This is a genomic window from Enterococcus sp. MSG3290, assembly GCF_050555565.1.
Classification (GTDB): domain Bacteria; phylum Bacillota; class Bacilli; order Lactobacillales; family Enterococcaceae; genus Enterococcus_B; species Enterococcus_B faecium.
This window is the reverse complement of the sequence record NZ_CP187862.1, coordinates 637,885-660,130: the sequence shown is the minus strand read 5'-3', so window position 1 is coordinate 660,130 and position 22,246 is coordinate 637,885. Positions and strand designations below refer to the sequence as shown.

General features: G+C 38.0%; 24 protein-coding genes and 1 pseudogene. 9 read left to right on the top strand and 16 right to left on the bottom strand.

Going from position 1 to position 22,246, the window contains the following annotated elements:
• Positions 1-246: 246 nt before the first annotated feature.
• Both murB and IGL31_RS03035 read right to left on the bottom strand, forming a co-directional pair.
• Positions 247-1,182, bottom strand: coding sequence for a UDP-N-acetylmuramate dehydrogenase (gene murB, locus IGL31_RS03040; protein WP_002291437.1), 936 nt, complete (start codon positions 1,180-1,182; stop codon positions 247-249).
• Positions 1,183-1,254: 72 nt separating this feature from the next.
• Positions 1,255-2,175, bottom strand: coding sequence for a Gfo/Idh/MocA family protein (locus IGL31_RS03035; protein ID WP_002323796.1), 921 nt, complete (start codon positions 2,173-2,175; stop codon positions 1,255-1,257).
• A 112-nt stretch (positions 2,176-2,287) separates the two neighbouring features.
• On the opposite strand from IGL31_RS03035, the gene IGL31_RS03030 reads away from it, so the two are divergent.
• Together IGL31_RS03030 and IGL31_RS03025 are read left to right on the top strand one after the other, a co-directional pair.
• Positions 2,288-3,040, top strand: coding sequence for an exodeoxyribonuclease III (locus IGL31_RS03030; protein WP_002293820.1), 753 nt, complete (start codon positions 2,288-2,290; stop codon positions 3,038-3,040).
• A gap of 1,106 nt (positions 3,041-4,146) precedes the next feature.
• Positions 4,147-4,680 carry a 3'-5' exonuclease gene (locus tag IGL31_RS03025; protein ID WP_002291442.1) on the top strand — a complete coding sequence of 178 codons (534 nt, stop codon included), beginning with the start codon at positions 4,147-4,149 and terminating at the stop codon, positions 4,678-4,680.
• Positions 4,681-5,168: 488 nt separating this feature from the next.
• Here IGL31_RS03025 and IGL31_RS03020 read toward each other — a convergent pair whose 3' ends face one another.
• From IGL31_RS03020 to IGL31_RS03005, 4 genes are all read right to left on the bottom strand, one after another.
• Positions 5,169-5,693 carry a GNAT family N-acetyltransferase gene (locus IGL31_RS03020; RefSeq protein WP_086299839.1) on the bottom strand — a complete coding sequence of 175 codons (525 nt, stop codon included), beginning with the start codon at positions 5,691-5,693 and terminating at the stop codon, positions 5,169-5,171.
• Positions 5,686-6,159 (bottom strand): tRNA (adenosine(37)-N6)-threonylcarbamoyltransferase complex ATPase subunit type 1 TsaE, encoded by a 474-nt coding sequence (gene tsaE / locus IGL31_RS03015; protein ID WP_002287066.1) that lies wholly within the window; start codon positions 6,157-6,159, stop codon positions 5,686-5,688. The genes IGL31_RS03020 and tsaE overlap by 8 nt, the downstream gene beginning before the upstream one ends.
• A 122-nt stretch (positions 6,160-6,281) precedes the next feature.
• Positions 6,282-7,262, bottom strand: coding sequence for a phosphate acetyltransferase (pta, locus tag IGL31_RS03010; RefSeq protein WP_002291445.1), 981 nt, complete (start codon positions 7,260-7,262; stop codon positions 6,282-6,284).
• 152 nt (positions 7,263-7,414) lie between these two features.
• Positions 7,415-8,095: a uracil-DNA glycosylase gene (locus IGL31_RS03005; protein ID WP_002287070.1), complete on the bottom strand. Its 681-nt coding sequence runs from the start codon at positions 8,093-8,095 to the stop codon at positions 7,415-7,417.
• Between the two features lie 125 nt (positions 8,096-8,220).
• Here IGL31_RS03005 and IGL31_RS03000 point away from each other — a divergent pair, with 125 nt between their 5' ends.
• The gene (locus IGL31_RS03000; protein ID WP_002287072.1) at positions 8,221-9,090 is read left to right on the top strand and encodes a Cof-type HAD-IIB family hydrolase; all 870 of its coding nucleotides are present in this window, start codon (positions 8,221-8,223) and stop codon (positions 9,088-9,090) included.
• Positions 9,091-9,115: 25 nt separating this feature from the next.
• Positions 9,116-9,631 (top strand): LURP-one-related/scramblase family protein, encoded by a 516-nt coding sequence (locus tag IGL31_RS02995; RefSeq protein ID WP_002291449.1) that lies wholly within the window; start codon positions 9,116-9,118, stop codon positions 9,629-9,631.
• A gap of 216 nt (positions 9,632-9,847) precedes the next feature.
• Here the strand turns inward: IGL31_RS02995 and IGL31_RS02990 are convergent, their stop codons facing one another.
• Together IGL31_RS02990 and IGL31_RS02985 are read right to left on the bottom strand one after the other, a co-directional pair.
• Positions 9,848-10,192, bottom strand: coding sequence for a hypothetical protein (locus IGL31_RS02990; RefSeq protein ID WP_086299840.1), 345 nt, complete (start codon positions 10,190-10,192; stop codon positions 9,848-9,850).
• The gene (locus tag IGL31_RS02985; RefSeq protein WP_086299841.1) at positions 10,193-10,597 is read right to left on the bottom strand and encodes a hypothetical protein; all 405 of its coding nucleotides are present in this window, start codon (positions 10,595-10,597) and stop codon (positions 10,193-10,195) included. It lies immediately after the preceding gene.
• 140 nt (positions 10,598-10,737) lie between these two features.
• Between IGL31_RS02985 and IGL31_RS02980 the strand changes: the two genes are divergently transcribed.
• The gene (locus tag IGL31_RS02980; protein ID WP_086299842.1) at positions 10,738-11,232 is read left to right on the top strand and encodes a hypothetical protein; all 495 of its coding nucleotides are present in this window, start codon (positions 10,738-10,740) and stop codon (positions 11,230-11,232) included.
• Positions 11,233-11,714: 482 nt separating this feature from the next.
• Here the strand turns inward: IGL31_RS02980 and IGL31_RS02975 are convergent, their stop codons facing one another.
• The 4 genes from IGL31_RS02975 to gloA2 all read right to left on the bottom strand — a co-directional run bounded on the left by IGL31_RS02975 (position 11,715) and on the right by gloA2 (position 13,577).
• Positions 11,715-12,281: a GNAT family N-acetyltransferase gene (locus IGL31_RS02975; RefSeq protein WP_002299952.1), complete on the bottom strand. Its 567-nt coding sequence runs from the start codon at positions 12,279-12,281 to the stop codon at positions 11,715-11,717.
• Positions 12,282-12,335: 54 nt separating this feature from the next.
• Positions 12,336-12,515 carry a hypothetical protein gene (locus IGL31_RS02970; RefSeq protein WP_002291570.1) on the bottom strand — a complete coding sequence of 60 codons (180 nt, stop codon included), beginning with the start codon at positions 12,513-12,515 and terminating at the stop codon, positions 12,336-12,338.
• Between the two features lie 76 nt (positions 12,516-12,591).
• A complete protein-coding gene (locus tag IGL31_RS02965) occupies positions 12,592-13,101 on the bottom strand; it encodes a hypothetical protein (RefSeq protein ID WP_002287075.1) in 510 nt (169 codons plus the stop codon).
• Between the two features lie 95 nt (positions 13,102-13,196).
• Positions 13,197-13,577, bottom strand: a complete 381-nt coding sequence (gene gloA2 / locus IGL31_RS02960) for an SMU1112c/YaeR family gloxylase I-like metalloprotein (RefSeq protein WP_002287076.1) — start codon at positions 13,575-13,577, stop codon at positions 13,197-13,199.
• A gap of 331 nt (positions 13,578-13,908) precedes the next feature.
• Here gloA2 and pnuC point away from each other — a divergent pair, with 331 nt between their 5' ends.
• Entirely contained in the window at positions 13,909-14,658 is a 750-nt protein-coding gene (pnuC, locus tag IGL31_RS02955) for a nicotinamide riboside transporter PnuC (RefSeq protein ID WP_002287078.1), read from the top strand.
• A gap of 183 nt (positions 14,659-14,841) precedes the next feature.
• Here the strand turns inward: pnuC and IGL31_RS02950 are convergent.
• Positions 14,842-16,118, bottom strand: a pseudogene (locus IGL31_RS02950) (hypothetical protein).
• 78 nt (positions 16,119-16,196) lie between these two features.
• On the bottom strand, positions 16,197-16,841 hold the full coding sequence (gene pcp / locus IGL31_RS02945; RefSeq protein ID WP_002287081.1) for a pyroglutamyl-peptidase I: 645 nt from the start codon (positions 16,839-16,841) through the stop codon (positions 16,197-16,199).
• A 234-nt stretch (positions 16,842-17,075) separates the two neighbouring features.
• On the opposite strand from pcp, the gene IGL31_RS02940 reads away from it, so the two are divergent.
• From IGL31_RS02940 to IGL31_RS02930, 3 genes are all read left to right on the top strand, one after another.
• Positions 17,076-17,534 carry a lactococcin 972 family bacteriocin gene (locus IGL31_RS02940; protein ID WP_002323785.1) on the top strand — a complete coding sequence of 153 codons (459 nt, stop codon included), beginning with the start codon at positions 17,076-17,078 and terminating at the stop codon, positions 17,532-17,534.
• Between the two features lie 88 nt (positions 17,535-17,622).
• Positions 17,623-19,668 carry a bacteriocin-associated protein gene (locus IGL31_RS02935; RefSeq protein WP_086299843.1) on the top strand — a complete coding sequence of 682 codons (2,046 nt, stop codon included), beginning with the start codon at positions 17,623-17,625 and terminating at the stop codon, positions 19,666-19,668.
• Positions 19,669-19,675: 7 nt separating this feature from the next.
• Entirely contained in the window at positions 19,676-20,362 is a 687-nt protein-coding gene (locus IGL31_RS02930; RefSeq protein WP_086299844.1) for a putative bacteriocin export ABC transporter, read from the top strand.
• A gap of 191 nt (positions 20,363-20,553) precedes the next feature.
• Here the strand turns inward: IGL31_RS02930 and IGL31_RS02925 are convergent, their stop codons facing one another.
• A complete protein-coding gene (locus IGL31_RS02925) occupies positions 20,554-21,498 on the bottom strand; it encodes a DUF979 domain-containing protein (protein ID WP_086299845.1) in 945 nt (314 codons plus the stop codon).
• A gap of 1 nt (position 21,499) precedes the next feature.
• On the bottom strand, positions 21,500-22,186 hold the full coding sequence (locus IGL31_RS02920) for a DUF969 domain-containing protein (RefSeq protein WP_002287083.1): 687 nt from the start codon (positions 22,184-22,186) through the stop codon (positions 21,500-21,502).
• Between the last annotated feature and the right edge of the window lie 60 nt (positions 22,187-22,246).

Sequence of the window (22,246 nt, the reverse complement as noted above, 5' to 3'; positions counted from 1 at the left end):
AGTTCATCTTTTCACCTATACTGATTTTATGATGGATTATGCTTGTTTTTTCATCAGTTATTCTCATTTTTTATCTTTTTTTTGAGAATATTGCAAAAAATGGAAAAATTTATGAGGAAATATTCTATATTTTTTGTTTTATTGTGTTAAAATGTACAAGATTTGCGCCATTTGCGTAAACAACCACAAAAAAGAGCAGGGCGGCCACCGTCCTGCTCTTTTACTTATTTTAAGTTCCATTACTTATTAATTGGCTAAACTTCTGCTTGTTTCTGATATTGCTTGTTTTTCTCCAATGATCCGCACTTCTGTTTCTAAAGACACATCAAATTTTTCTTTGATTACTTCTTGGATGTGCGCAATCAATTCAATATAATCTGTCGCTGTCGCATGATCGATATTGACGATGAATCCAGCATGTTTTTCAGAGACTTGTGCACCGCCCCATTTCAGGCCTTGCAATCCTGCTTGTTGGATCAGCTGACCTGTATAGTGTCCTACTGGGCGCTTAAAGACACTTCCGCATGAAGGGTATTCTAATGGCTGTTTTGATTGACGCAATTCGGTCAACTCATCCATTCTTGCTTTGATTGCTTCATAATCCCCTGTTTGCAAACTGAATCGAGCTTCCAATACGATAGCACGTAATTCTTGGACTTTACTGTGACGATAAGAAAATACCATTTCGTCTTTTGTCAAAGTTTTCAATGTTCCATCTTCAAGCAAAAGATCCACTTCAGCAAAAACATCTTTGATCTCTCCGCCATACGCACCTGCATTCATATAAACCGCTCCACCGACACTTCCCGGGATGCCGCAAGCAAATTCAAATCCAGTCAATGATTCTGCCAAAGCTGCATAAGTCGTATCAATCAGTGAGGCACCTGCTTCCGCAATGACCATCGTTCCTTTGACATGAATCTGTTTCATTTCAGTCAGCATGATGACTACACCGCGAATCCCGCCATCTTGAACGATCAGATTGCTTGCATTTCCTAATACCATCCAAGGTATATCATGGATTCGGCAATAATCGATGATTTGCTTTACTTCGTCTTGCTTTTTCGGGAATGCAAGGACATCAGCTGGTCCGCCTGTTTTCGTAAACGTATAGTTCATCAATGGTTCATCAAACAATAAAGTAATCGTGGCTAAGCTTTCAACTATTTCTTCTTTATTCACTGAGGATTTTCCTTTCTTTTCTCAAACGTCCTCATTATTCTATCACGCTTAATACAATCTTGCCAGTCTTGTTCAAAGTTGATGACGGTAGTGATCTTTAAGCACTTTCTCACATAATTCATGACTTCTTACAACTTCTTTTTGTTTAAGCACTTCTGTTTCCGATTTACCTAAACGGATCTGAGAAAAGAAGGCCTCTACCATTGGCTCAAACCCGCGTTTGACTAGCGTGTTTGTCCAGTCGCCAAATTCTTTCACTTTTTTTCCATCAGCATCTTGAATGACAAGCTGGGTCAGATCGTTTACTTCATAAGTACCATTTTTACTTGTTACTTGATATTTTTCTATATTAGCGCCACTTGCTAAATCCATCGTTAAAATAGCCGTTTGATTTTGTGTTTCTAATTGTAAAATGGCATATTCCAAAAATTCCTTTGTTTCTCTTATCTGGTATTTTGTTCTCAAAATGGGTTCATCTAATAAATACACAGCTGTATCAATAAGATGTAAAAACAAATCATAAAGGACGAATTCTGTCGTTTCTTTTGCCGCTATTCGATTTTTTTGCAGGTGGATCAACCGCTTATCTGGGATACATTTCAATTCTTCTACCATAGGAGCAAAGCGTCGGTTGAAACCGATCATCAAAATTATTTGGTTCTTATCAGCTAATTCTTGCAATTCACGAACTTCATTTAGATGGACACTCAGTGGTTTGTCAATATAAACATGGATACCATTTTCTAGACATTTTTTGGCTAATTCATAATGTACTTTTGTTGCTGCGTGGATCATACATGCTTCGATTTTTTCTTCTAAAAGCTCATCGATCGTTTCATATAGATGTTGGAACCCGTACTCTTTTTGAATTCTTTCTTTTGTTTCTTTATTTCTTGTTGCAAAATAAAAATCAAGTGTTCCTTGTTTTTTCGCATAAGTTGGTAAATATGCTTTTTCTGCGATATTCCCTACACCGATTACACCAATCTTCATCGACTTTCCTCCTGGATCATTTAGTTACTTTCATCTTACACCATTTTTTACTAAAATGAGGTACAATAGTATCGCAAAGGTAAGGAAATTAATTCGAAGGAGTGTGCTTTTATTGAAATTTATCTCTTGGAACGTAAACGGGCTTCGTGCCATCGTAAATAAAAATTTTTTAGAAGTTTTTCATGAGTTAGACGCCGATTTTTTCTGTCTGCAGGAAACGAAACTCCAAGCAGGACAAATTGATTTAGATCTTCCAGGTTATTATCAATATTGGAATTACGCGGAACGAAAAGGCTATTCCGGCACAGCGATTTTTGCTAAAAAACCAGCATTGAATGCCACTTACGGAATGGGTATCGATATCCATGATACAGAAGGCCGTCTGATTACTTTGGAATATTCCGATTTCTTTCTTGTAACCTGTTACACGCCAAATTCTCAAAGCGAATTAAAACGTTTAGATTACCGATTAGAATGGGAAGAAGCCTTTTATAATTATTTGGAAAATCTAAAAAAACAAAAACCAGTCATCGTGTGTGGGGATCTAAATGTCGCTCATCAAAAGATTGATTTGAAAAACTGGAAAACGAATCAAAAAAATGCTGGATTCACTCCAGAAGAAAGAGCGGCTCTTTCTCGACTGTTGGATAACGGGTTTATCGATACATTCCGTTATTTTTATCCAACCCAGGAAGGTGTCTACTCTTGGTGGAACTACCGATTCAATTCAAGAAAAAACAATGCTGGTTGGCGGATCGATTACTTTTTGACGAGCAAAGATTTAGAGCCAAGACTAGCTGATGCAAAGATCCATACGGACATTATGGGCAGTGATCATTGTCCAGTAGAATTAGATTTGAAATAAAGAGGATGTGAAAAAGTCGTTTAGTTTCGAGTAGTAAGAAAAATTTTGTGAAAATGGCTTTCCACATTTTGCATAAATTTGGCTTAATACCGAGAAACTGGCTTTTGAACACCGTTTATCGAGAGGTTGTGAAAAAGCTGTCCTGCATCAAGTAATAAGAACAGCCAAACAAAAATAGTTCCTCATGTTTTTCGTTTGTTTGGGCTTATTACCGCAGATGCAAGCTTTTGAACACCGTTTATTAAGAGGTTGTGAAATCAGCGTTCTGACCTGAGTATTAGAGAAACAAATGGAAAAATAGTTCCTCATATTTTGCCATTTTTTGAGCTAATACCGAGGGCCAGCTGATTGAACACCGTTTAGTGGAGAGGTTGTAAAATCAGCGTTCTGACCTGAGTATTAGAGAAACAAATGGAAAAAATAGTTCCTCATATTTTGCCATTTTTTGAGCTAATACCGAGGGTCAGCTGATTGAACACCGTTTAGTGGAGAGGTTGTGAAATCAGCGTTCTGACCTGAGTATTAGAGAAACAAACGGAAAAATAGTTCCTCATATTTTGCCATTTTTTGAGCTAATACCGAGGGCCAGCTGATTGAACACCGTTTAGTGGAGAGGTTGTAAAATCAGCGTTCTGACCTGAGTATTAGAGAAACAAATGGAAAAATAGTTCCTCATATTTTGCCGTTTTTTGAGCTAATACCGAGGGTCAGCTGATTGAACACCGTTTAGTGGAGAGGTTGTAAAATCAGCGTTCTGACCTGAGTATTAGAGAAACAAATGGAAAAATAGTTCCTCATATTTTGCCATTTTTTGAGCTAATACCGAGAGTCAGCTGATTGAACACCGTTTAGTGGAGAGGTTGTGAAAAAGTCGCCTACTTTCGAGTCGTAAGAAATTTTTTTGAAAATGGTTCCTCACAACTTTGCATAAGTTTGACTTAATACCGAGAAGTAATGATCCCTATCTAACTCCAAATCACAAGGAATAAGTTCAAAAACTAGCTTTTTTCAACAAATATTACATAAAAAATTCTATGTTTTTTGTTAAATTTATTTGCTTTTTTCAAAAGTATGTTACAGTAATTTCCCAAGGAGGTTTTACAGAAATGAATTTTGTTGCCATGGATTTTGAAACTGCCAATCATCAGCCTTATAGTGCTTGTTCTCTTGCGCTAGTCATGGTAAAAAACAGCCAGATCGTTGATGAATTCTATACATTGATACAGCCTGAGACTCCTTTTTTCTGGCGAAATGTCCAAATTCACGGAATCCATCAAGAAGACGTACGCAATGCGCCGAAATTCCCAGAAGTCTGGCAAACTATCCAACCATATTTTCAAAAAAATCGTTTAGTCGTTGCACATAATGCTGCTTTTGATACAAAGGTCTTAGCGGGATGCTTAGATTATTATCATCTTGAACAGCCTAATTATCTTTCTTTATGTACAGTGAAAAGTAGCCGTCGCTTGTTTCCTGAATTTCCAAATCATCGATTGAACACTGTGTGCGAAAATTTGAACATCCAATTAGATCATCACCATGATGCATTGGAAGATAGTCGTGCATGTGCGGAAATCCTGCTTTATCAAGAAAAAAAATTCGGGACAGATCCATTGAAAAAACTTGTGACTATAAAGTAAAAGAATACTTATGAAACACACAAAGAGGTCGTGAGCCTGCCGTTTCACTCCGAGTCACAAGGAGCAATTTCAAAAAATAGCTCCTCATGTTTATTAAATATTGTGACTGGTAACCGAGGAGCTGGCAGGAGAACACCGTATAAGGAAGAGGTTGTGAAAAAGCTGTTCTGCATCAAGTAATAAGAACAGCCAAACAAAAATAGCTTCTGATATTTTTCATTTGGTTGGACTTATTACCGCAGATGCAAGCTTTTGAACACCGTTTACCAAGAGGTTGTGAAATCAGCGTTTTGATCTGAGTATTAGAGAAACAAACGGCAAAATAGTTCCTCATATTTTGCTGTTTTTTGAGCTAATACCGAAGGTTAGCTGATTGAACACCGTTTATTCAGAAAAAGGGACTGTGACACGTATTTTGTCATAGTCCCTTCGTGTGTTTTTCTGCCTTCTCAAAAGGATGACAGTTTCTCACTCTTTTCCTATTTCTTCTATTCAATCAAATAACTCATTTTATATACATCTAAAAATTCGCCTAGATCTGTTCTTGCCCCTCTAGGCATGACCGCTTCGATTTGGAGGCCCATTTTTCGGTAAAGGTGTACGGCTCTTTCATTACGAACTTGAACGTCAAGCTCCAATCGAAAAAGTACACCCATTTCCTTCGCCCAACTGATGATTTCTTCTAGCATAAGAGTGCCTAGTCCCATTCCCCAATATTCCTGCAGAATACTGATACCGACTTCTCCCACGTGAGACAAACGAAATTGACTGTCTGCCTTGACAGATGCTGTTCCAATAATCGTCCCTTCATAGATTGCAAGCAGCAATAAATTATTATTGCTTTCGTATATATAATCCAACTCTTCTTCTAAGGTTTCTGGTGGTAACAGGAGTTCTGCTTCATCCAAAACTAAAAATTCTGTCTCCTTATTGACTTGTCCCATCATCAAAAGAATGTCTTTTGCATCTCCTGGCACTGCTTCCCGCAAGATGATCCCAACTTCTTCACTCATGATTTTCAGCCCATTTTTCTAGAATTCGCTGTTTGAAGGTTTCACTTTGCTCCCCGTATGAGATTAGTTTCACATACCGCTTTTCTAAATCTGTATCACTTTTTTCTAAAATCAGTTCCAAATAATCCTCCGGCAGTGCTTCTTCTAATAGATTTCCCCATTCTACAACGGAAAGCCCATCACCTTCAAAATATTCATCTAACCCTAAATCTGCTCCGCTAGCTGCTACCCGATAAATATCCATATGATACAACGGAATCCGACCTTGACTATATTCTCTAATAATCGTGTATGTCGGACTTTTGATCATTTGCGTTATCCCTAATCCTTGGGCAATTCCTTTCGTCAACGTTGTTTTACCCGCACCTAGATCACCAGTCAATATCAGATTGTCACCTGGCATTGCGGAATGACCAATTGCCTCTGCGAATTGTTCTGTCATTGTTAATCCTGATAGTTCGATCATTTTTCATCTTCTCCCGCTCTTCTTTCTTTTTGCCAGTATATCGCGTAATGAAGTTTTTTTAAAGAAAAAATGAACTAGTCAAGAACAGCAGCTGCTGTTTTTGGCTAGTTCGCGTGTATTTGTTAATCAATCAATGTTTGTGCTGCTGTGATAATCGATAATTTATATACATCTTCTTCATTTGCTCCACGAGACAAATCAGAAACCGGTTTGTTCAAGCCTTGTAGAATTGGTCCGATTGCTTCAAAGTTACCGAAACGCTGAGCAATTTTATAGCCGATATTTCCTGACTGCAATTCTGGAAATACAAAGACTGTTGCTTGACCAGCTACTTCTGAATCTGGCGCTTTCAGTTGTGCAACTGAAGGAACATAAGAAGCATCAAATTGCAATTCGCCGTCGATCATGTATTGTGGCGCTAGTTTTTTAGCGATTTTAGTTGCTTCAACTACTTTGTCTACTTCTGGCGATTTCGCTGAGCCTTTTGTCGAGAAGCTCATCATTGCTACTTTTGGTTCGATATCGAACAATTCTGCTGTTTTTGCAGAATCTACGGCGATTTCAGCCAATTCTTGCGCAGTTGGATTCACGTTGATCGCACAATCCGAAAAGACATATTTTTCTTGATCTCTTCCACGTACCATGATCATCGCTCCGCTTGTCCGACTGATGCCAGGCTTTGTTTTGATGATCTGAAGTGCTGGGCGAACAGTGTCGCCAGTCGAATGGATCGCTCCAGAGACCATTCCGTCTGCAATCCCCATATACGTAAGCATCGTACCAAAGTAATTCACATCTTTTAAAATCTTTTCTGCTTGTTCTTTGGATGCCTTTCCATTTCTGCGTTCAACAAAAGCATCCACCATTTCATCCCACTTATCGTAATTATCAGGGCTGATGATCGTAAAGCTAGATGTTTTGATTCCTCTGGCATGCGCTGCATTTCTTATTTCTTCTTCGTTCCCTACTAAAATAGGTTCCACAAGTTCTTCTGCTTTCAACCGGGCAGCTGCGCCTAAAATACGAGCATCAGTAGCTTCCGGGAAAACGATTTTGATCCCACGGCGAACAATCTTAAATCTTAAACTATCAAACAATTCCACAAGATGACCTCCAGACGTTTTTATATGTATTATCATACACTATTCCAGAAAAAAAGAACAGTTTATTTTATCTGTATCAGTCAAAAATGCTGGAAAAATTAAGTTTTTCACATACATAGCGAACTGCGCTATAACAGGAAAGCGCTGTTTTATTACACTGTTTCAGGCAGTTGCCAATCAATCGGTTCTTCTCCTAACGCAAGGAGCGCATCATTCGTTTTCGAGAAGGGTTTGGAACCAAAAAAGCCACGACTTGCAGATAACGGACTGGGATGTGGAGATGTTATGATGATATGGCGACTCTTATCGATCATTTTGATTTTTTCTTGTGCCGGTTTTCCCCACAAGATAAACACGATTGGTTTTTCCCGTTCATTTAATTTTTCAATGATCGTGTCTGTTAATCTTTCCCAACCTTTCCCGCGATGAGAATACGCTTGCCCTTCCCGAACGGTAAGAACGGTGTTGAGTAAAAGGACTCCCTGTTTAGCCCATGACACTAGATTTCCATGTTGAACAGGTGCGATTCCAAGATCATCATAAAGCTCTTTATAGATATTTCTTAACGATGGCGGGATCTTTACGCCGGGTTGCACAGAAAAAGATAAGCCATGAGCTTGATTTTCTCCATGATAAGGATCTTGTCCTAAAATCACCACTTTAACTTCTTCATAAGGAGTCAATTCCAATGCTTCATAGATATGATACATATCTGGATGGATCTTTTGGGACGCATATTCTTTTTTTAAAAATTCTCTTAGATGCAGATAATAATCTTTTGAAAATTCTGAGGACAAAACTTCTTGCCAACTGTTATGAATGATTTCTTTCAAAACCTCCACCTCCTAATAAAAAGAATAACTCACATTTTCTTCAATCACAAGGGACAATCTTCACCCTCAGCACTTGATTAATATGGTAAACTAGGAACAAGAAGCAGAAAGGAACGATAATCATTATGATCAAATTAATTGCATCAGATATGGACGGCACATTATTAGATGCCCATATGAGTGTTTCTCCTGAAAATGCCGAGGCGATACGTTTTGCAAATGATGCCGGTGTTGAGTTCATGGTCGCTACTGGTCGAAACTATCAAGAAGCTCGCGCAGCTTTAGATGAGGTAGGAATCGATTGTGCGATGATCACTTTGAACGGGGCACAGGTATTTGATAAAGAAGGAAATTCACTGTTTACCGTATCGATTCCAAATAATCAAGCAATCTCTGTTTTAGATATTCTAGATGCTAACGGTATTTACTATGAAGTAGCAACCAACGATGGTCTTTATTCTGAAAATCAAGCGAAACGAATCGAAAGTTTTGCTTCCATGGTGGCTACCCATTTACCTCACCTTACGTATAAAATGGCGATTGCCATGGCCTCAGCTAAGCTAGAGTTATTGCACATCACATACGTGGACAGTATTCGTGCTATCTTGGAAGAAAAGAATCTGGAAGTTCTAAAAATTATTTGTTTTCATACAGAAGGGCCAGCTGTATTAGGTCCAGTTGGAAAGCAGATTTCTCTTTTAGGCGATCTAGCAGTTACTTCCTCTGGTCAAAACAATATCGAAGTGAACCATAAAAACGCTCAAAAAGGAATTGCTGTTGCCCATGTCGCTCACGAGCGTGGGATTTCTTTAGAAGAAGTCATGACGATTGGCGATAACTTCAATGATGTCAGCATGCTGCAAGTAGCAGGAGTCAGTTTTGCAATGGGAAATGCAGAAATCGAAGTAAAAGATTATGCCAAATATACAACGGACACAAACCTTGAATCTGGCGTAGGAAAAGCCATATTGCGCGCGATTGCAGAAGACTTGTAGTTTTATCTAGAAAAGAGGGATATAGATGTCAGAATTTTTCATTCAGGAAAAACAGCTTGGACGTGCAACTCGGACAATTGTCAAAAACGAAAAAGGACATTCCCTGTTTTTGATGGTTGGTCGCTGGGGAACAAAGGGCGATGCATTGTCTCTTTATGCCATGAATGGCGATCTCGTTGCTCACATCAAGCAGATAAGCCTGACATTCGGTACGCGTTTTGAGCTGTATAAAGAGTTCGAAAAGGTGGGAACCATGCAGAAAATATTCAATTGGCCCGGTGATTTTTATTATATTCGTAGACTTCACTGGACAGTCCAAGGTGATATCTATAATCATCAATATCAAATCCATCATTTCAATCAGCAAATCATGAAAATGGATAAAGCAACACTTTTTTCAGGAGATTACTATGTATTGGATGTCTCAAATGATGAAGATGCTCCAGTTTGTATTTGTATTGCTGCGGTTTTAGATTACTGGCTCTACCGTAAAGACAAAAGCAAAGAAAAGCCTTTATCCTATCGATTTGATGTGAACTAGAAAAAATGAAAGCAAGCTAACAATAAACAATCTCAAACTCTAAGTCAAAATTAAGAATCTACGATATTGGGAGTCGTTACTTGATCGAGTAACGACTCCCAATATTTCTTATCAATAATAGAAAATACCAAAATTCCCCACGAAGCAGAGGTATTCAAACACTCTTGATGAACTAAAAAAGTGCTATTTCATCCATCTATATTCTCCTATCACATATTAAGACTTTAATCGACCGATAGGACATCCTCCATTCGATCTGACCGTCCCTCTGTATATCCCTACATACCAGAATCTTCCTGTAGCAAAATCTTTGTCGTAAGACCAACTTTGTAAATATAATTGCCCACAATAAATACCATCATTATATATAATTGTATTTGTTAGACCGCTTAAAGTAGCCGATCGTCTTGTATGGTAAATAACTTTACTACCTCTGCTATTGATAGTACTCATTACTTGCTCAGCACTTAAATCATTTGTATCGGCATGTATTTTTTGTGAAAAAGCGGTTAATCCCCATATAACCATTGTTAAAATAAATAAGTTCTTAAATTTTTTCACTTATATATCTCCTTCCCTGAAATTTATTTTTGAAGGAATCGGTAAAGGTAAGGAATGGTGATAAAAATATCCCTCATAATATCCTCGAGTTCCATTTGAAACAGGCATTTCCCTATATTTTCCAAGCCAACCTCGATAGGCTCCAGATTGGAAAAATGCAACAGCTGGAGCAGGATTTCCAGTCGTTGTCCATCCACTTGTCCAATAACGTGTCAATATAGCTTGCGGAGAAATAGTGATAAACTTCATTTGATCGAAATCAAAAATAGTGGTTTCTACAATGTGAGAAGGAGCATCCTCACCATAGCTAAAATCTTTTGCTTCAGCATGGACACCGTTATTACTTAATAAAAAAACAGCAACGGACAGTAAAAAACAGCCAGATAAAAAAACATTTTTAATCATAAAAAACCTCCATTTCTATTTTTACACTCTCATTATACATTGAATTTTTATGCATATCAAACAAAACTCCAATTATATTACCCATTATTTTATAAATATGGTAAAATATTAGAAAAATAGAGATTCAAGGAGAGGGTCATATGAAAAAAAAGTTATTAAAAAGAACTATTTATACATCACATTTGTTATTATTATTCATAATCAGCGGTTGCAATTCGAATTACAATAAAATAACTCATGTCACAATAGAACAAATTACAGCTAATGGAACCTTACAAACTAGAGGAACTTATATTTTAGATAATGGGTATTTAGAAATCAGTAAAGAATTTAAACAAAATATAAATTTAAATACCTCTCCAACAAAATTGTTAAGCGAAACCGATCGACTGTTACTGGCTGAAATGATTAAAGAAGACTTTCCTTCCGAAACTATTTCTACTGAAAATCCAGAGTTACTGCAAAGTTTCAACAGGAAAGTCAAAAATGGAAGAGTGGAAATCGATTCTGATAATAAAAAAACTTATCTAATCGGAAAAGATTACAAAAAGGAATTTACATGGGTAGCTGATAACCAAACAAGATTGAAAGATTCATTCGGAGTCGAATACAGTTTTACAGCGGATAGCAAATAGGACTGTGACAAAAATCGTGTCACAGTCCTTTATTTCGAATAAACGGTGTTCAAAAGCCAGTTTCTCGGTATTAAGCCAAATTTATGCAAAAATGTAGAAAGCCATTTTCACAAAATTTTTCTTAATACTCGAAACTAAGCGGCTTTTTCACAACCTCTTCCTTAAACGGTGTTCAAAAGCTTGCATCTGCGGTAATAAGCCCAACCAAACGAAAAATAGGAGGAGCTATTTTTATTTGGCTGTTCTTATTACTTGATGCAGGGCAGCTTTTTCACAACCTCTGATACACGGTGTTCCAGAAGTAGCTTCTTCGAAAAATAAGCCGAAATTTTACAAAAATTTGAGAAGCAATTTTCGTAAATTCCTTCTTATTTCTTGAAGCTGACCACTTCTGTCACAACCTTATTAAAACCTATTCAATTTTTAGTAACGTTCATTCTTCTTTACACCATTATTATTTTTTCACTATTTGACAATTTAAATCAATTTAATTTCTTTTGCATATGATCATAAAGATGACCACTGATCATCCGCTGACCGACAACTTTGAAGTCATGGCGTTCGTATAATTTTTTAGCCTTTGGATTTTTTTCATCCACACTTAGACCGATGACGGAGCGATTAGCTTTCTTCGCCAATTTAGGTAATGCTTCTAATAACCGTGAACCGATGCCTTGTCCTCTAAAATCTTCTGATACGCTGATAGAGTCCAAATACCATTCATCGGGAAACGTTTCTTTATCAATGAACAAACGTGTAGACGCATCTAGCTGATATTTCTCTAAGATAGGTACCAGTGGCTGATCGATGATTGATTCTTCTTCATCTGTATAACCGTAAGCAACTCCTGCAACTTTACCGTCTATTTCTTCTACGATACCTCGTGAATAACTGTAACGATAATTTGGATCAGTGATTGCTTCTTCTAAAATCTCTAAAGTCTTTTGTTCCCCTGTCTGCTTCAAAAATGGCAATTCCATGTCTTTTAGAATCACTAAGATCAATGGGGCGATTTCTGGAGCATCTTCTTTTCTCGCAAAACGAATCATAGTTTCCTCTCCTTTTCTCCATTCTAACATGCAGAAAAAGAAATCGCAAAATCGTTATTTTAAAAAATCTTCAATCTTTTCAGTAATGAAATAACCATGAGTAACGATTCTTGCCGCTTCAGTTCGGCAATAAGGGCAGACGACTGGCATTTCTTTATCATTATGTTCGACTACATTATTGACTTCTTCGTATGCAAATTTTTTTCCGCAATTAGGGCATTTCATTTTTTCCATGTTATCTCAACTTCCTTTCATCTTTACCCTCTTAGCTTACTCTTATATTGAAAAAAAGAGAAGCAATATCCTTCTTCTATGCAGATATCCATACCTGACGGTCCTGTTCTCCATCTATTAATCGGACTTTATAATAAGGACGTTCATCTTTGACTAGAAGTGTCCACTCTTTCACTTTTGCTTTTTTCCCGTAGTAGCTGACTGCTTCCTTCATCGCTGCTTGCGGTTGTTTGAACTCTTCCGTTTTTTCTATATCAAAAAGATGTTCTGCGGCCTTTTCCGTGTCATTTCGTACGGTTGTTTTCCCAGTGGATGGATTGACTGCTATGACTTGTCCTTCACAAAAAAACTGGTATTCATATGTTGCATTCGTAGGATTCTCCAAATCTTTTTCAACTGCAAAATGAATAGCAGATATGTTATGTTCTTTTGTTTCGTTTTTTACGATTGCTGCTGCTTTTTTCAATGAGATCCGATATTCCTGGTCACTAATATCATCCATGTGAAAAGCGGCATTGAGCAGTCCCGTCATACCGGTAATCCCTATTACGATGAGGGCAGCAACACCAAACATCATTTTTTTCATTCTTCATTCTCCTGTTTCTTTTTTTTAAAGAATATCAAGAAATGAACGAATGAAAAATCGAATGAAACGAAAAAAAAGTGACAATTTTGTTATCTTTATTCGTGCAGTTCTAATGGCAATCCGTCTGGATCAAAGAAAAACGTCATTTTTTTTCCTGTAAAGGTATCTTCTCTAATCGGTTCTGATTCGATCCCTAAGGACTGCAATTCTGCAATTGTTTCTTCAATATCGTCTACTTTGAAAGCAAGATGACGCAAGCCACAAGCTTCTGGATAGTTTGGTCGTTGTGGCGCATTAGCAATTCCAAAAATCTCCAATTCAGCACTTCCTAGTTTCAGATCTAATTTATAGTCATCTCGTTCTTTGCGGTAATTTTCTCTGATTACTTCAAATCCTAATTTATTAACATAAAAATCACGTGATTTCTGATAATCTGAAACAATGATGGCTATATGATGGATCGTTGTAAGGTTCATATGAGCACTCCTATTCTTCGTTTAAGCTCGGATCTATATTAATCTCCAGTTCCATTGTAAATGTGTCAGATTGAAAAAAATAGCTGTTTTTCCTTTTTATAAGAAAAAAGGCAAAAAAAAAACAGAAAGTAGGTCCTCCAAGACACTCTTCCTGTTCCCAATATAATAAATGAAAGTAAGAAATTATATTTTCAAGAAAACAAACAGAAAATTATCATAACACAAATTATTTATAATTGAAAGACTAGTTTTTTTTCAAGAAAAGCATACAATAGATTGTGTTAGTAAATACAGAACACACTACATTTAGTGTCTTAAGGAGTCCTCATACATGAAGTCATATTTTCAGTTTTTAGCTCATCAGCTAAAAGGCTGGCCGCAACAAAATTATTATCTTTTCTTTTTCAGTCTTGGCTGCCAGGTCATGACTCTTGTCAATAGTCCCATCACTTGGCTGTCCGTTATTACATTTATCGGTACCACGCTTGGTGTATTGTGTATTTTATCCATCAATGCGGCAAAATCAGTCAACGGTATTTTAGGTATTTTGTCTGCGATTTGTTTTATTATCGTTGGATTCTCAGCAAAGAACTATTTAAGTATCGGTGAACAGATTGCTTATATGATCACATTGGATATCCCCGTATTGTTAAGTAAAGAATGGAATCATAATATGGCTTCAAAAATCCGAAAATTCACTGGAAAAAGCTGGTTTATCGCAATCATCAGTACTTTCCTTGTCTATCTTGTTTCAGGATTCCTGATTGGTCGTTATACAGATGATCCTCGGCCGTGGGTAGATGCCATTGCTTTTTCTATTAGCTTGACTGCTGGTATCATCAGTTTCTTGCGTTACAACAACCAATATTACTGGTGGTTAGCTTCAGGGCTTGCTCAAATGGTCCTTTGGTATATTTCATTTACGCATGGATCTGCAAGTTTGGCGATGTTCGTGAACAGCTCTGTTTACTTGCTGAATGATGTCCTTGCATTTACCGTTTCACCTTGGTATAACCAAAAAGAACGTGAACGTATGCAAAAAATGGAAGAAGAATACTACAACGCACAACAACACGCATAAAAAAACTGAGCGTGGGACAAAAGTAAAGAACACTTTTGTCTCACGCTCTAAACACGTATAAACGGCGGAAGCAGAAGCAACTCCTTCGGAAATAAGCTGAAATTCACAAAAATTCGAAAAGCAATTTTCGTGAATTCCTTCTTATTTCTTGGAGTTAAACGCTTCTGTCCCAGCCTCTATTTTTTATAGTAATTCCTTCAGATACTTTCTTGCCTCATCATTGAAACGCAGTGATTCTTCTAACTTCTGATAATATTCCAACGCTTGTTTCTGAGCTTCAGTAAAACGATAATGTTTTCCTTTCCATTTGTCGATTGTCTCTTGCACATTTCCAGATTGGATATCTTTCACTACTAGTTGCCATTTTTCTTTTGAGACTGTACGGTCTTTCTTATCAGCAGATTGTATAGCTTCTCGTTCTTTACGCAATACTTTTAAAAAACCATTTCTGACTATCCGAGGAATGCTGTCGAAGAACCCTTCTGTAAAACCATAGCGACAATATTGCTTCCAAATAAATAGATAGATTTTTGGTTGGATGAATCGTTGGTTTTTCGCAAAATATTCCATCTGAGCAGTGACTTCTGGTGTTCGTTGACGTTTTGTCTTTCTCAACACAGAAATAAATGTTTCAAAATAAGCATTAGGATGTACTGGCACTTCTTCATATACGATGGATTGCCAATCTTTACGTAAAAATGCGCGATAGTTGATCAAGAATTCTTCTACATCCTTTACTAATTCTTCTGCAAAGTCGTCAAATAGTTTTTTTTTATCTGTCGCTTTTTTGGCTGCCCATTGATGTGTTCACTTATTTTCTTGATTTCATTTTCCAATGCTTGATAATCCGCTATGTAAATCGGCATTTCTACTTGGCGAAATTCTGCGAGCCGCTGAGCTAATTTTATATCCGGTAAATATGGCTGTTTCATCCGACGATTTTGGTACAAGACAAAACAGTATTTTTGCCATAGTCCTTCAGGAAAATCGATATTCTTCTGCTTAAGCCATAATAATTCGTCTAAGGCCAGATCAACTTTTGTCATTCCCTGATGGATCGAAGCTGCCACTGTCGGAGAGACATGCAGGTGATCGGCAAAGTGGTTGATGCCTAGTTTTAGGATCTTTCCGGTTTTTGGCGATTTAACGATGTATTGCACTTTTAATTCTCTACCACACTCACAATACAATTTTTGCTGGCTTCGTTTTGTTCGAAAAAACGGATTGATCTTGAAGTCAGAAAACACCCAATCTGTTGCAGCTAAATAATGTTCTTCCATAAAACGAGAGCTGATTAGATATCGGCGGTGCTTATCGACTAGTTCCCGCTGTTTTTTCGTTAATTTTGCATAGATCTCCCAACGTTGACTGCTTGTGTATTGTTTAGAAATTTTGATGGGATAGCTTTTGCTGATTTCTTTTGGAAACCATTCTTCAAAGACGGATTGCCATTCTTCCACGGCTGTTTCTTTCCTTTCTAATTACAAAAAGCTGGCTACTAACATAACGTTAGCAACCAGCCAGTGTTTCTTGCTAAACTAGTGAGTTGTTCCGGCATTTCCGGAAATATCTTCTTTATTTTCTACTGCTGCTTCAACTGCATAAGTCAAAGAAGAAGCAATGTCTTCTAAAGACATAGAAGGCGTACCCACTGGACGATCGATCACTTGATCGGGTGAGAATGGCACGTGGATGAACCCACCTCGAATGGCCGGGAATTGTGTTTCGATCAAATGAAGCAAACGATACATGATATCGTTGCAGACAAATGTTCCTGCTGTATAAGAGATGTACGCTGGTAGACCATGATCTTGTACATTTTTTGTCATTGCTTTGATTGGCAATGAGGTAAAGTAAGCGGCTGGACCGTTTTCTTCTAAAGCCGTATCGAATGGCTGATTTCCTTCATTATCAGGGATTCTTGCTTCTGCTAGATTGATTGCGACACGTTCGAACGAGACTGCTGACCGTCCACCTGCTTGTCCGACACAGATCACGACATCTGGTTGGTGCTGTTGGATGGCTTCTTTGACTACTTGACTGCTTTTTTCGAATACGGTCGGTACTTCCACTTTGATGATTTCAGCACCGCTGATTTCATCTGGCATTTTTTTTACTGCTTCATAGGCTGGATTCACTTTGTCCCCACCAAATGGATCAAAACCTGTTACTAGTACTTTCATCTGTTGTTCCTCCGTCCGATTGATTTAACATATGGTTATCTTTTATCATACCATTTTCCTTGAACAGCGTAAACAAAGGAAACAATAGTTTAAATAACATAACAGATCAAACTTAATATATTCTTATAAAAAAATAGTGTTCCACTACTTTGAAAGCGGATTAATTTGCTATAAAATAAAGATTGTCTGATGGAAATATCACCTATACCATTTATTTAAGAAAGGAAGTAAGAAATGAAAAAAATAACGTTAGTTTGCAAAATAGGACTTCTTTTAGGAAGCACTGTCGTTACCATGGCACAAACAGAAGTCCACGCTGGCACAGTAACAGACTCAAAAAATGAAATACGGATAACCGAACAAATGCCTCGATCAGGCGGGGTCATTTTGGATGATAGTGGGAAAGTGATCGGCACGACAGATCCCTCTCTCATAACGGATGCCCCTTTAGAAAGCAGAGGATCTGTCCATATCCACCGCGGGCATTGGACATACGGGACGCATAGTTGGCCTGCTATGCCAATAGGACAAAAACGTGCTTGGTCAAATTTCAATCATTATGATTTCTATCACCATGCAACAGCAGTTGTTGGCGGTAACAGGCGAACAGCTTATGCTGGAGCGAACCAATATGCCTATGCCACTGTAGTAGGTGATAGCAGACACACTGGCTTAGCGTATTACGGCTGGTGATGAGTCACTTCTAAGTAACCACATCGATGTTTTCATCAGACGTCATTAAAAAGTTGCTACCTATTTTAACAGTAAAGGATCACGTTTCATGAACAATAAACTTATTCGGTTGAATTTATTTGTCCTTTTTCCTATCCTTTCATTTATGATTTTCTTTTATGTCCAAGAGATGGCACAAGAAAGGATCATCTCCAATAGCTATTCGCTCCCTAAACAATACCAATCGTTCGATCTACCTCGAATGATCCAAGACGATCGACAAAACTTTTCGAGAAATCTCACCATTTTGCTCGAAACGGCAGAAGAAGAACAGTTGAACGTACTTTTTCGTGAAACAAATTTCACACCCAAAATCACGAACGGAAAGCCTGATCCAAGTGTTGATCTAGTCGTGATCGACTATTATTCTAATGAGCCAGATTTGAGAACGCTACTGAATCAACCATCAGCAAAACACCTCTCAACCCAACACTATGTGATCAATTATGCTACGTTCAACAATCATCCATTGATAGAGCTGCCTTCCTTTAAAGAAGCAACGAAATTTGTGGAGAGCCAACATACAGAGAAGGTATCAGCGTTCATCGAAAGCTTAATGACTAAATATAATAAACTCTACCAACCTTCATTCACAGTACAGGATTTTCAATATACCGACCATCCAGAAACCATCATGTTGCTTGATTTTCGACCTGTGAGAAATCTGATCTTTATCAGTCTGGTCTTCTTCCTGCTATTCACTGCTCTATGGCTATTTGACAATGCAAGAAAGTTGACGATCCTTCGATTGAATGGGCTTTCTTGTGTGGTGATTTTATATAAAGTCCTGATAAAGCATCTGCTTTTCCTGTTCGGACTGTGTTGTTTTGTCCAGCTGGTTTTTGATCCATCGATCTTCCTTTTGAATATGAGCCGCCAAGTTGCTTTTTTTACCGTATCTATCGTTAGTTTGCTATGTGTTGTTTATTTCTTATGCACCACTTCTTTTGTGGAGAATCTAAATAGGAAATCGTATGCCAGAACCTTTATTTTTTCACTTTATTTCTTCAAGACCATCGCCTTCGTCTGGTGCTTGGCAAGCGTCCTTACTGTTGTCGAATTGGTCAATCTGTCGCTTCTTCCTTCTACGTATCCAGATGAATTTTCTGAGTATGCAGTATTTTATAATACCTATTCAGGGAAAAACAACCATGAAGTCATCAGTATCGAAAACAATGTATTAAGTGCCCAACAAGACCGCTTGTACCAATATCTAGAAGAAAACGGGATGCTACTGATTGGTACCATCAGTTACTTTATGGAAGAAGAAGAGATCAACCGTAAAATTTGTGTAAATGTCAATTATCTGCAAAAATACCCGATCATCAGCGTAACTGGACAAAAAATAGCGATCTCTCCCGAGGAAACACAACGTGTCTTTCTAATACCGGAAAGATTGGAGAACCAGTTCCAAGAAATCAAAGAACATTGTTTGCATGGCTACTTTCTGGATGAATCGCAAGCTGATTTTTATCTTATTCGGTCCAAACAAGAGATCCATACATTCTATCCAGACGAAGAGATCATTCATTATCCGAATGTCATCGAAGTCCAAACAAGAAACAACAGTGCGGGGAACCTCCGACAAGTCATTACAGGTAATGGGTACTTTGATCCGGTGAAAGTTCCTATCACTCACTCGGTCGAGGAAACATTTGAACCGATCAAAAAGATACTGGAAGAAAATTATTTATTGGACAACTATCCAGTCCTCACCCCGCTTTCAGAAATCAAAAAAATAGATTTACAAAGAGGTTTTGGCGAAATCAAACGACGTAGTCTGGAAATTCTCTTCGCTCTTTATCTTTTGGTCACGATGATTGCCTATCTCGTGCTGATCTCTTTGAAAATCAAAAAACAGAAATATACGATTTGGCGCTTGAATGGTATGTCCATGCTCAAAACCTATCGTATGATTTTCTTGCCGTTTTTCATACAGTATGGTGCATTGATTTTATATACAATTTTCACCGATATGCCTTTTGCTTGGATCCAGAGTCTGATTCTTTTTTCTATCTTAGAGATAGGGATGATTTTCCTCACTCTACACCGTTTGGAAAGAAAAGAAAAAGCAACTATATTAAAAGGAGAATGATGTCTTGATGCCTCTCATCCAATTAGATCATGTAACGAAAGCCTACAAACAAAAACTTGTCCTGGATTCTGTCTCCTTGTCGATCGATCAAGGAGAATTTTGGACGATCCACGGAAAAAGCGGTGCAGGAAAATCCACTCTATTGAACCTTTTGGGACTGATTGATTCATTCGATGAAGGAACGGTCTCGCTCTTTGGAAAAAATGCGCCGAAAATCAACAGCAAAGCAGCTCTTTTACTACGTAGAAATAAAATCTCTTATCTTTTCCAAAATCATGGATTGATCGAAGATGAAACGATCACGGACAATTTGAATATTCCCTTCATTTATCGAAAGATCAGACGAAGAGAAAAAATTAAACTGCAGCAAGAAGCTCTTGATCAGGTATCCTTAGACTATCCATTGAAAACAAAAGTCTATCGACTTTCTGGCGGAGAAAAGCAACGCCTAGCTTTCGCCAAACTTCTACTAGAAGATAAAGAACTGATTCTAGCAGATGAACCCACTGGCTCTTTAGATAACGAGAACCGTAACCATATCTTGGATCTGCTATTCCAACAGCATCGCTCAGGGAAAACAGTCATCGTTGTGACCCATGATCCTTATATCATCGAAAAAAGTCCATGCTCTTTTTCGATAGATTCGTGGCAGGAAACTAAAAAAAGAGGTTGTGAAATCAGCGCTCTGACCTGAGTATTAGAGAAACAAACAGGAGGCGTGACACAACTAGTGTCACACCTCCTGTTTCCTAATAAAAGGTGTTCCAGAAGTAGCTTCTTCGAAAAATAAGCCGAAATTCCACAAAAATTTGAGAAGCTATTTTCGTCAATTCCTTCTTATTTTTTGAAGCTGTCCACTTCTATCACAACCTCTTCTTTCCTCTTTTACTTAAATAGAATCATATAAACAATTTGGAAAACTAGCATAAATAACGCAATAAACAACTGGTTTTTGATCACTCCGTATTTGTCTTTCATCTCCAGCATCGCTACAGGCACGATATTGAAGTTAGCAGCCATCGGTGTCAGCAGGGTCCCACAAAAACCGCAAGTCAATGCAACCATTCCTATTAACGCTGGATTCGCTCCATGACTAAATACGAATGGTGCACCGATCCCAACCGTCATCACGGTGATGGCCGCAAATGCATTCCCCATGATTACCGTAAATATCACCATGCCAAGAGCGTAAATGATGATGCCGATGTTCACGTTTCCTTCTGGAACGATCGTACCTACTGCATTGGAAATCACTGTCCCAACTCCAGCGCTTGTAAATACCGCACCTAGAGAAGCTAAAAGCATTGGCAACATGCTTAACGGCCCTACTGTGCCCAGCATATCTGCTGCATCATCTAAAAATGTACTTGGTCGATTATCTCGAGAAAAGAACATCAAGATTAGCATGGCTGCAAAAACACCGACGCCCACGCCGACTAAAGCACCTAAATTGGTAAATAGAGCAAACAAGATCGCAAAGACACCGATACTCAAAGCCGGAATAAAGATTTTCATTCCTAGTTTGTCTGACATTTTTTCCATATATTCTTTTGATGGAAGCCGGCTTTCTCCTTTGCTGACTTTCTTAGCAATTGCTGGTATGGTCATCGCAAAGATCAAGCCACCGTTCACGATTGCCGGAAGCCATCTTCCTCCTGCAATAACTACCCCTAAGACCGTCCAGAAAAAGGCTGACCCATAACGATGAGGATTGGTTTTATCTGTTAAATTTCTTACTCCAGTGTAAATCAATACGAGTCCCATCACGATATAAAGGATCTCCAGTAATTTATCGCCTAATAAAATATCAGGATTTGTAAAAAAGTCCATCTTATTGCCCCTTTCCTGGATAATATTTCTTCGCTAATTTCTTTTCTTTAAGATAGAAGTAGACACTTGCCACAACTAAAGCCGTGATAGCCACTGGAACTTCCACTAAAGCAAGCTGTCCCAATGTTACGTCATATCCTAGATCTTTCAGTGTTGATTGGACTAGCAACGCCCCTGCTCCTCCGATGAATAGTACTTGGCCAAAGAACCAGCAGACATTTTCCATAGCCGAAGCCATACCTTTTAGTTCTTCTTCATGCTTAGGATGGACTTCTAATCCTTTTGATTCGATGGTCCCCAATGCCATCGGTAAAATGATTGGACGAACAAATCCAGCAACTCCACCAAAACTCACGTTAAAAGCTGCAAAGATCATTCGAAAGATTCCATAAATATCTACGATCATGCCAGCAGATACTTTCTTGAACCGCTTGATCAAGGAAGCCGCTGATTCTTTCAGACCATTTCTTTCAAGTGTTCCTGTTGCCAACATAATGATGATAAAAATCGCCATCCCGCGATTGTTTACAAAACTTGTACCTAAAAGTTCTAACATTCCTTGAATGCCAAGACCGCCAGTCAAAGCTGTAACAACTAAAGCAACCATTACGATCAATATCGAGTCTAATTTAAATGCAAACCCGAGAATAACAATCAAGACGCCTAAAAGGCTAAGATAATTTTCCATATATTTTCCTCCATAAAATGACAATATTTTTTTAATTATAAAGCAAAACACATAAAAAAT